Below are 10,490 nucleotides of genomic sequence, written 5' to 3'. Positions count from 1 at the left end.
CCGCCCCAGATGCCGATGATCAGGAACATCGGGATCAGGCCGGCCTCGAAGAACAGATAGAACAGCACCAGATCGAGCGCTGCGAAAGTGCCGACCATCATCGTCTCGAGGACGAGGAAGGCGATCATGTATTCCTTGACGCGATGCTGGATCGAATCCCAGCTGGCGATGATGCAGATCGGCATGATCGCGGTGGTCAGGATGATCAGCGGCAGCGAAATGCCGTCGACGCCCATGTGATAGGACGCATAGCCGCCGAGCCAGCGCGCCTTTTCGACGAACTGGAATTCGGCGGTCGTCGGGTTGAAGCGCCAGACCAGGACCAGGGAGACCGCGAAGGTGATCAGCGTGGTCCAGAGCGCGACCCAGCGGGCGTTGCGCTTGACGGAATCGCTATCGCCGCGCAGCGCCATCAGGAACAGCGCGCCGACCAGCGGCAGGAAGGTGGTGACGGAGAGGACGGGCCAGGTGGTCATGTCAGCGCACTCCCGCGAACATGAACCAGGTGGTCAGGAGCGCCGCCCCGATCAGCATGGCGAATGCATAGTGATAGAGATAGCCGGTCTGCAGCCGCACCACGTTGCGGGTGACGTCGAGCACGCGGGCGGACACGCCGTCCGGCCCAAATCCGTCGATCAGCCAGCCGTCGCCGCGCTTCCACAGCGTATAGCCGAGCCATTTGGCGGGGCGCACGAAGATGAAGTCGTACAGTTCGTCGAAATACCACTTGTTGAGCAGGAAGCGGTACAGCAACTGGTGGTCGCGGGCGAGCCGCACCGGCATCGACGGGTCGCGCAGGTAGAACTGCGCCGCGACCGCGAAGCCTGCGACCATCATCACGAATGGCGACCATTTCACCCAGAGCGGCACGTGATGGATCGCCTCGATAATGGCGGGCTTCTGCGCCAGCGCCTGGCGGAAGAATTCCTCGACATGGTGGCCGGCGAAATACTCGTAGAACGGCCAGCCGGCCAGGATCGAGCCGGCCGCCAGCACGTAGAGCGGAATCATCATCGTCAGCGGGCTTTCATGCGCCGCTTCGTAGTGGTGATGATCGTGCGGCTTGCCCCAGAAGGTCTTGAAGATCAGCCGCCAGGAATAGAACGAGGTCAGCAGCGCCGCGAACACGGTGCAGGCGAAGGCGAAAGGCGCGAACGGATTGGTGCCGGAATAGGCCGCCTCGATGATCGCGTCCTTGGAGAAATACCCGGCGGTGAGCGGGAATCCGGTCAGCGCCAGCGTGCCGACGACCATGAGCCAATAGGTCTGCGGGATCTTCTTGCGCAGGCCGCCCATGTTGCGGATGTCCTGCTCGTGATGCATCGCGTGGATCACCGAGCCTGAGCCGAGAAACAGCAGCGCCTTGAAGAAGGCATGCGTGAACAGGTGGTACATCCCGACCGAATAGGCGCCGACGCCCATGGCGACGAACATGTAGCCGAGTTGCGAGCAGGTCGAATAGGCGATGATGCGCTTGATGTCGTTCTGCACGAGGCCGACGGTGGCGGCGAACATGCAGGTGATGGCGCCGATCAGCGTCACCACCATCAGCGCGACCGGCGCCAGTTCGAACAACGGCGACAGCCGCGCCACCATGAACACGCCGGCGGTTACCATGGTCGCGGCATGGATCAGCGCCGAAACCGGGGTCGGGCCTTCCATCGCGTCGGGCAGCCAGGTGTGCAGCAGGAATTGCGCCGACTTGCCCATCGCTCCCATGAACAGGAACAGGCAGATCAGCGTCAGCGCGTCGGCATGCCAGCCGAAGATGTGGATGGTCTTGCCGGTCAGCGCCGGAGCTTGCGCGAACACGGTGTCGAAATCGATCGCACCGGTCATCATGAACAGCGCGAAGATGCCGAGCGCGAAGCCGAAATCGCCGACGCGGTTGACCACGAAGGCCTTGATCGCGGCGGCATTCGCCTCGGGCTTCTGATACCAGAATCCGATCAGCAGATAGCTCGCGAGACCCACGCCCTCCCAGCCGAAGAACAGTTGCGCCAGGTTGTCGGACGTGACCAGCGCCAGCATCGCGAAGGTGAACAGCGAAAGATAGGCAAAGAACCGCGGCCGGTGCGGGTCCTCATGCATGTAGCCGATGGAATACAGATGCACGAGCGACGACACCGTCGTGACCACCACCAGCATCACCGCGGTCAGCGCGTCGATGCGCAGCGCCCAGTCGACCTTGAGGTCGCCGGACTGCATCCAGGTAAACAACACGATGCGCTCGTCCATATGGCCGAAGCCGACGCGCACGAATGCGATCCATGACAGGATCGCCGATATGAACAGCAACAGCGTGGTGATCAGTTCGGCAGGCCGCGCGCCGATCAGGCGGCCGAACAGGCCGGCGATCAAGGCACCGAGCAGCGGGAGAAAGACGATCGCCTGATACATCGTTCAGTGTTCCATGCGCATGATCTGGCCCGAAAATCGGTGCCCAGGTTTCGGGATCATGCGTTCAGCCCTTCATCAGGTTGACGTCTTCCACCGCGATCGAGCCGCGGTTGCGGAAATACACCACAAGAATGGCGAGCCCGATCGCCGCTTCCGCCGCCGCCACGGTGAGAATCAGCAGCGCAAAAATCTGGCCCGATATGTCGCCCATGAAACTCGAAAAAGCGACGAAGTTGATGTTGACGGAGAGCAGGATCAGCTCGATCGACATCAGGATGACGATGATGTTCTTACGGTTCAGGAAAATGCCGAAAATCCCGAGGGTGAACAGGATGGCGGCGACCGGCAGATAATGACCGAGCCCGATAATCATGATTGCAGCCCCTGCCCCGGCTGGACCTTGCGGATCTCGATCGCGGTCGCTGGTGTCCGCGCCACCTGATCGGAGATGTTCTGGCGCTTGACCCCCTCCTTGTGACGCAGCGTGAGAACGATCGCGCCGATCATCGCAACCAGCAGGACGAGGCCCGCGGCCTGGAAGTAGTAGATGTATTTGGTATAGAGCACGAGGCCGATGGCCTCGGTGTTGGACACGCCCGCCGTTATCGGCGCGGCCGCGACGCGCGGGGTGCCACCGCCGATGGTCCAGGCTCCGACCACGAGCAGGATTTCCGCAAGCAACACGATTCCGATCAGCGCTCCGACCGGAAGATATTGCAGGAAGCCGTCGCGCAGCTCGGCGAAGTCGACATCCAGCATCATCACCACGAACAGGAACAGGACCGCCACCGCGCCGACGTAGACAACCACCAGGATCATCGCCAGGAATTCGGCGCCCAGCAGCAGGAACAGCCCGGCAGCGTTCACGAAGGCGAGGATCAGAAACAGCACCGAATGCACCGGATTGCGCGATGCGATCACCATCAGCGCCGAGGCGATGCACACGCCAGAGAACAGATAGAAGAAGAGCGCGACGATCATCGTTCGTTACCGGTAAGGCGCATCGAGCTTGATATTCTGTGCGATTTCCCGCTCCCAGCGATCGCCGTTCGCGAGCAGCCGCTCCTTGTCGTAAAAAAGTTCTTCGCGGGTCTCGGTCGCGAATTCGAAATTCGGACCCTCGACGATGGCGTCCACCGGGCAGGCCTCCTGGCACAGACCGCAATAGATGCACTTCACCATGTCGATGTCATAACGGGTGGTGCGCCGGGTGCCATCGTTCCGTCGCGGACCGGCTTCGATGGTGATGGCCTGCGCCGGGCAGATCGCTTCGCACAGCTTGCAGGCGATACAGCGCTCTTCGCCGTTCGGGTAGCGGCGCAAGGCATGTTCGCCGCGAAAGCGCGGGGAGATCGGCCCCTTCTCGAACGGATAATTCAGCGTCGGCTTCGGCTTGAAGAAATAGCGCATGCCGAGGAAGAAGGCCTGGATGAATTCGGTGAGAAACACCGACTTCGCTGCCTGATCGAGCCGCATGGTTCTATCCTCTGCCTGTCAGCCGCCCAAGCGGCGGCACTACTCGAACAGCCATGACCCAACCCAATAGCCCAGGATCGCGAACACCAGCGCTTCGACCGCAACAACGATCCATCGCAGAGCCAGTAACTTGCGCTCCAAGGCCGCTCGCTCCCGGGCGGTCTCGGAACGATCGAGCGCACGCAGCCGCTCGGTCACGGCGGACACCACGAGCAGAGCGCTGGCCACACCCAGCGCCGCTCCGATCGCAGCGCCTGCAAGTGCCGTTGCCGAAAGGGTCATGATCCGGCTCTGTCATTTGGGCGCCAGACCTCCGAATTGAAGGACGGCGGCGACGATCACGACCATCGCGAGCGACAGCGGCAGGAACACTTTCCAGCCAAGCCGCATCAACTGGTCGTAGCGATAGCGCGGCACGATCGCCTTGACCATCGCGAACAGGAAAAACATGAACAGGCACTTGAGCGTGAACCAGACCACGCCCGGCACCCAGGTGAAGGGTGCGACATTCACCGGCGGCAGCCAGCCGCCCAGGAACAGGATGGTCCCCATCGCGCACATGGTGGCGATGGCGACATACTCGCCCAGCATGAACATCATGTACGGGGTCGACCCGTATTCGACCATGAAGCCGGCCACCAGTTCGGATTCGGCTTCCACCAGATCGAAGGGCGGGCGGTTGGTTTCCGCCAGCGCCGACACGAAGAAAATCACGAACATCGGCAGCAGCGGCAGCCAGAACCAGCTGAACATCCCGTAGCTGCCATTCTGCGCGTTGACGATGTCGCTCAGGTTCAGCGAGCCGACGCAGAGCAGCACGGTGATGATGACGAAGCCGATCGACACTTCGTAGGACACCATCTGCGCCGCCGACCGCAGCGACGCGAGGAACGGATATTTCGAGTTCGACGCCCAGCCGCCCATGATGATGCCGTAGACCCCGAGCGACGAGATCGCAAAGATGTAGAGAATGCCGACATTGATATCGGCAATCATCCATCCGGCATTGACCGGGATCACCGCCCAGGCGGCAATCGAGAGAACGACGGTAACAAGCGGCGCGAGCAGGAAAATGCCCTTGTTTGCGCCGGCCGGGATCACCGGCTCCTTGAGGACGAACTTCAGCAGGTCGGCGAAGGATTGCAGCATCCCGTATGGGCCGACCACATTCGGCCCGCGGCGGATCTGCACGGCCGCCCAGATCTTGCGATCTGCGAGCAGGATGTAGGCAATGGCGACCAGCAGGATCACCATCAGCAGGACGCTTTGCGCGACGATGATGATCAGCGGCCAGAGATAAGCCCAGAAGAAATCGGCCATGCGCCTACTCCGCCGCCGTCATGGTGCGCTGCTCGGCAAGGGCCGAGCACTCGGCCATCACCGCGCTCGCACGCGCGATCGGATTGGTGAGATAAAAGTCGTCGATGACAGAGACGAACGGCGCCTTGTCGGGCGCCCCCGGCAGTTGCGCAAGCCGGCGCAGGTCGGCGCCGTCGCCCGGCGTGACCGTCCCGATCCGCTGCAGGTGCGGATGAACCGCAAAAATCGCCTGCCGCAGTTGCGCCAGTGAATCGTAAGGCAGCCGTGCGCCCAGGTGATCGGACAGCGCCCGCATGATCGCCCAGTCCTCGCGCGCATCGCCGGGCGGGAAAGAGGCCCGCGCGGCCATCTGTACGCGGCCTTCGGTGTTTACATAGAGACCCGACTTTTCAGGATAGGCAGCGCCCGGCAGGATCACATCGGCACGGTGCGCGCCGGCGTCGCCATGGGTGCCGATATAGACAACGAACGGACCGCGATCGACGTCGATCTCATCGGCGCCGAGCGAGAACAGCACGTCCACACCGCCCGAGGCCATCTGCGGCGCGCCCTGCCCGCCCTCGCCCGGCACGAAGCCGATATCGAGCGCGCCGACGCGCGAGGCCGCATAATGCAGCACCGAATAGCCGTTCCAGACATCCGAGACCGCACCGATCTCGACCGCGACGCGTGCCGCCAAAGCCGCCACGCGTGCCGCGTCATTGCGGGTGAAGACCGAGGCACCGACCAGCACCATCGGCCGTTCGGCCTTGTAAAGCAGATCGGCGTAATCGCCCCTGCCGTTCGCCAGTTCGGACAGCGAGTCCGGGCCGGCGCCAAGATAGTGATAGGGATACGTCAGATCGACGCGCTCGCCGATCAGCGCGACCGGGAAATGTCCCATGCGCCAGCGCTTGCGGATCCGCGCATTGAGGATCGCAGCCTCCTTGCGCGGATTGGAGCCGACAATCAGCAACGCATCGGCCTGCTCGATCCCCGGGATCGTCGCATTGAACAGATAAGCCGAGCGGCCCCAGCGTGGATCGATCATCGAGCCGCGCTGACGCGCATCGATATTGCGCGACCCGAGCCGCGCCATCAGTTCCTTCAGCGCGAACATTTCCTCGACCGCGCACAGGTCGCCGGCGATGGCGCCGATCCGGTCGGGGCGCGTGGCTCGCACCTTCTGCGACACAAGCGCGAACGCTTCGTTCCAGGTGGCGGGCCGGAGGCGGCCGTTTTCGCGGATATAGGGCGTGTCGAGCCGCTGCGCGCGCAGACCGTCGACGACATGCCGCGTCTTGTCGGAGATCCACTCCTCGTTCACGTCCTCGTTGAGGCGCGGCAGGATCCGCATGACTTCGCGACCGCGGGTGTCGATGCGGATCGCGGATCCGACCGCATCCATCACATCGACGGACTCGGTCTTGTTCAGTTCCCACGGCCGTGCGGTGAACGCGTATGGCTTCGACGTCAGCGCACCGACCGGGCAGAGATCGACGACGTTGCTCTGCAGCTCCGAGGTCATCGCCTGTTCGAGATAGGTGGTGATCTCCATGTCCTCGCCGCGCCCGATGGCGCCAAGCTCGGGCACCCCGGCGACTTCGGTGGCGAACCGAACACACCGCGTGCAATGGATGCAGCGGTTCATCGAGGTCTTGACCAGCGCGCCGATATACTTGTCCTCGACCGCGCGCTTGTTTTCCCAGTAGCGCGAGGTGTCGACGCCATAGGCCATGGCTTGGTCCTGCAGGTCGCATTCGCCGCCCTGATCGCAGATCGGGCAATCGAGCGGATGATTGATCAGCAGGAATTCCATCACGCCTTCGCGCGCCTTCTTAACCAGCGCGGTGCGCGTATTCACCGTCGGCGGTTCGCCGTTCGGACCGGGACGACAATCCCGCACGGCCCAGGCGCAGGACGCGACCGGCTTCGGTGAGCCTTTCAGCTCGACCAGGCACATGCGGCAATTGCCGGCGATCGACAGCCGCTCGTGAAAGCAGAAGCGCGGGATTTCCGCACCCGCCGCCTCGCAGGCCTGCAGCAGCGTGTATTCCGCCGGCACGTCAAGCTCGATGCCGTCAACCACGATCTTGGTCATCGTGAGAGCTCCTGCGGCATTCCCATCGCTTTCATATCAAGCCTTTTTCGGACGGCATTCCGGCGCGGTGACGCCGTTGCGCTGCATCACGGAGGTCACGAAATCGATGCTGCGGCCGCCAAATGTCTCCAGAAAAGCCGGATCGTTCGACAGCGTCTCGCACAGGAAGGGCAGATGCGCCTTGAGTTCGTAGGCGCAGGACTTGCGCCATTCCTGCTGCTTTGGAAACGCGCTCATGACCTCGTCGCAGGCATAGAGCAGATACGACACGAAGGTCTTGTAACGCTCGAACACCGCCGGGTCGCCGGCCTTCAGCTTGTCGAGTTCGGGCAGCGCATATTCCGGGTGTTTGAAATTCAGATCGGTATAGGCGAGATAAACCTGCCGCGCACCGGTCGCCCGATTGTTGTGCCGGATCTCGCTTAGCTGAAGCAGCACCGCGCCAAAGCCCACCACGGCGAATACCGCCGACGCGATCTGGGCGATGTTGCCGTAGCGCTGCCACCAGAGAACGACGGGCGCGGACATGCATGTTCACTCCGCCGCCACCTGGACCGGATCGGGATGCGGATTGGCCGCGTACCGGTCGATGCGCTCCTCGATCTCATGACGGAAATGCGCGATCAGGCCCTGGATCGGCCACGCCGCGGCATCACCCAGCGCGCAGATGGTGTGGCCCTCGACCTGCTTGGTCACATCGAGCAGCTGGTCGATCTCGCGCTTATGCGCGCGGCCTTGCGCCATGCGCGTCATCACCCGCCACATCCAGCCGGTGCCTTCGCGGCACGGCGTGCACTGGCCGCAGCTTTCGTGCTTGTAGAAATACGACAGACGCGCGATCGCAGCGATCAGATCGGTCGACTTGTCCATCACGATGACCGCCGCGGTGCCGAGACCGGATTTCAGCTTGGCGAGCGAGTCGAAATCCATCGGGCAGTCCATGATCTGCGCCGCGGGCACCATCCGCACCGACGAACCGCCCGGGATCACCGCCTTGAGATTGTCCCAGCCGCCGCGAATGCCACCGGCATGCTTGTCGATCAGTTCGCGGAACGGGATGCTCATCGCCTCTTCGACATTGCACGGCCGGTTCACATGGCCGGAAATGCAGAACAGCTTGGTGCCGACATTGTTGGGCGCGCCGAACGAGGAGAACCACGCCGCCCCGCGGCGCATGATGTCGGGCGCGACCGCAATCGACTCGACGTTATTGACCGTGGTCGGGCAGCCATAGAGACCAACATTGGCGGGAAATGGCGGCTTCAGCCGGGGCATGCCCTTCTTGCCTTCGAGGCTTTCAAGCAGCGCGGTCTCCTCGCCGCAGATATAGGCGCCGGCGCCGTGATGGACATAGACGTCGAAGTCATAACCATTGACGTTGTTCTTGCCGATCAGCTTCGCCTCATAGGCTTGATCGACCGCGGCCTGCAGGCGCTCGCGCTCGCGAATGAATTCGCCACGCACATAGATGTAAGCCGCAACCGCGCCCATCGCGAAGCCTGCGATCAGGCAGCCCTCGACGAGAAGATGCGGATCGTGCCGCATGATCTCCCGGTCCTTGCAGGTGCCGGGCTCGGACTCGTCGGCATTCACGACCAGATAGCTCGGCCGGCCGTCCTTGCTTTCCTTGGGCATGAACGACCATTTCATGCCGGTCGGGAATCCAGCGCCGCCGCGGCCACGCAGGCCCGACGCCTTCATCTCGTTGATGATGCCGTCACGGCCGCGTTCGAGGATCTGCTTGGTGCCATCCCATGAGCCGCGTGCGCGCGCGCCCTTCAGGCCCCAGTCGTACTGGCCGTACAGATTTTTGAAGATGCGGTCCTTGTCAGCCAGCATGGTTCAGTCGCCTGATTTCTCGCCTGTGCCGCCCGAAGGCCGCCATCCGGTCGCGAGCTTCTTTGCCTGCTCGATCCACTTGTCGCGGGCCGCGCGGCCCTTGAAGCCCTCGAGATTCTGATCGACCCAACGCAAGTTCATCTCGGTCCAGGCTGAGACCTGATCGAAATGGAAAATTCCCATCCGGTTGAGCATCGCCTCGAGCTTGGGTCCGACACCACGGATCAGCTTGAGGTCGTCTGCGATGCCTTCGCGCGCCCTGTCGAGCAGGCTGGGCTTGTGCTGCTCGGAGACAGGTGGCTCCTCGGTCAGCGCCTTTTCGGTCGCTTTCGGCGAGATGCCCTCTTTCGCCGCAGCCTTCACCAGCGTGTCGACCTCTGCCGGCGCCTCGCGAACGTTGGCATCCGCCGTTGGCTTCTTCGGTGCGGCATCGGTTAGCGGCGTCTGAGCCGGAGCGCCCGCGCTGCCAGTGCTGATCGAGGGAGATTCCAGCAGCGTGGTCGGTCCGCCTTCCGGCGCGGAGAATTGCCGGTCGATCTGCGGACCTGGCTTCACCTCTTTCCCGGCGGCGAGATCGTCGAGAATGCGCGTCAGGATTTCCGGAGTCAGGTCCTCGTAGAAGTCGTAATTGATCTGCGCCATCGGCGCATTCACGCAGGCGCCAAGGCACTCGACCTCGACCCAGGACAACGCGCCGTCCGGCGTCACGTCGAACTGGTGGCCGATGCGCTTCTCGCAGACATGGATCAAATCGTCGGCGCCGCGCAGTCGGCATGGCGTGGTGCCGCAAAGCTGCACGTGATGACGTCCGACCGGCGCCAGATTGAACATGGTGTAGAAGGTCGCGATCTCCATGACGCGGATATTCGCCATGTCGAGGAACTCGGCGACATAACGGATCGCGGCTTCCGGCACCCAGCCGCCGGCCTGCTCCTGCGCCTTCCAGAGCAGCGGAATGACTGCGGAAGCCTGACGGCCGTCCGGATATTTCGCGAGTTGCCCGCGCGCCCATTCGAGATTTTCGGGCGTGAAGGAGAAGTCCTTCGGCTGCAATTCCTTCGGGGCGAGACGACGAACGGCCATTATCGGTCGACCTCCCCGAACACGATGTCGATCGAACCGAGAATGGCCGAGACGTCGGCCAGCATGTGGCCCTTGCAGAGAAAATCCATCGCCTGCAGATGCGCGAAACCGGGCGCGCGGATCTTGCACTTGTAGGGCTTGTTGGTGCCATCGGCGACCAGATAGACGCCGAACTCGCCCTTCGGTGCTTCCACCGCGGCATAGACCTCGCCCGCGGGAACGTGGAAACCTTCGGTGTAGAGCTTGAAGTGATGGATCAGCGCTTCCATCGAGCGCTTCATCTCGCCGCGCT

General features: G+C 62.9%; 11 protein-coding genes and 1 pseudogene. All 12 read right to left on the bottom strand.

The genetic code is table 11. The annotated features are described in order from the left end of the window. Positions 1-476: pseudogene (locus tag AC5I5I_RS26165) on the bottom strand (NADH-quinone oxidoreductase subunit M); the annotation flags it as partial. 1 nt (position 477) lies between these two features. Further along, positions 478-2,400 (bottom strand): NADH-quinone oxidoreductase subunit L, encoded by a 1,923-nt coding sequence (gene nuoL, locus AC5I5I_RS26160; protein ID WP_495978159.1) that lies wholly within the window; start codon positions 2,398-2,400, stop codon positions 478-480. A 64-nt stretch (positions 2,401-2,464) separates the two neighbouring features. Further along, positions 2,465-2,773, bottom strand: coding sequence for an NADH-quinone oxidoreductase subunit NuoK (gene nuoK / locus AC5I5I_RS26155; protein ID WP_495978157.1), 309 nt, complete (start codon positions 2,771-2,773; stop codon positions 2,465-2,467). Then, positions 2,770-3,381, bottom strand: coding sequence for an NADH-quinone oxidoreductase subunit J (locus tag AC5I5I_RS26150; RefSeq protein ID WP_495978155.1), 612 nt, complete (start codon positions 3,379-3,381; stop codon positions 2,770-2,772). Before AC5I5I_RS26150 ends, nuoK begins: the two co-directional genes overlap by 4 nt. A gap of 6 nt (positions 3,382-3,387) precedes the next feature. Beyond that, entirely contained in the window at positions 3,388-3,876 is a 489-nt protein-coding gene (nuoI, locus tag AC5I5I_RS26145; RefSeq protein ID WP_495978153.1) for an NADH-quinone oxidoreductase subunit NuoI, read from the bottom strand. A gap of 39 nt (positions 3,877-3,915) precedes the next feature. Beyond that, positions 3,916-4,158: a hypothetical protein gene (locus tag AC5I5I_RS26140; RefSeq protein ID WP_495978151.1), complete on the bottom strand. Its 243-nt coding sequence runs from the start codon at positions 4,156-4,158 to the stop codon at positions 3,916-3,918. A 12-nt stretch (positions 4,159-4,170) separates the two neighbouring features. Beyond that, complete coding sequence (gene nuoH / locus AC5I5I_RS26135; RefSeq protein ID WP_495978149.1) at positions 4,171-5,196, bottom strand: NADH-quinone oxidoreductase subunit NuoH; 1,026 nt, start codon at positions 5,194-5,196, stop codon at positions 4,171-4,173. Between the two features lie 4 nt (positions 5,197-5,200). After that, positions 5,201-7,276, bottom strand: coding sequence for an NADH-quinone oxidoreductase subunit NuoG (gene nuoG, locus AC5I5I_RS26130; RefSeq protein ID WP_495978147.1), 2,076 nt, complete (start codon positions 7,274-7,276; stop codon positions 5,201-5,203). 36 nt (positions 7,277-7,312) lie between these two features. Then, positions 7,313-7,804 carry a hypothetical protein gene (locus tag AC5I5I_RS26125; protein ID WP_495978145.1) on the bottom strand — a complete coding sequence of 164 codons (492 nt, stop codon included), beginning with the start codon at positions 7,802-7,804 and terminating at the stop codon, positions 7,313-7,315. 6 nt (positions 7,805-7,810) lie between these two features. Beyond that, positions 7,811-9,115 (bottom strand): NADH-quinone oxidoreductase subunit NuoF, encoded by a 1,305-nt coding sequence (gene nuoF / locus AC5I5I_RS26120; protein WP_495978143.1) that lies wholly within the window; start codon positions 9,113-9,115, stop codon positions 7,811-7,813. 3 nt (positions 9,116-9,118) lie between these two features. Continuing rightward, on the bottom strand, positions 9,119-10,198 hold the full coding sequence (gene nuoE / locus AC5I5I_RS26115; protein WP_495978141.1) for an NADH-quinone oxidoreductase subunit NuoE: 1,080 nt from the start codon (positions 10,196-10,198) through the stop codon (positions 9,119-9,121). Next, positions 10,198-10,490 (bottom strand): NADH-quinone oxidoreductase subunit D-related protein (locus tag AC5I5I_RS26110; RefSeq protein WP_495978139.1); only part of this gene is annotated, 293 nt, incomplete at its 5' end. The genes nuoE and AC5I5I_RS26110, both read right to left, overlap by 1 nt.

The organism is Pseudorhodoplanes sp., assembly GCF_059499825.1.
This window is presented reverse-complemented; position numbering and strand designations above follow the sequence as displayed.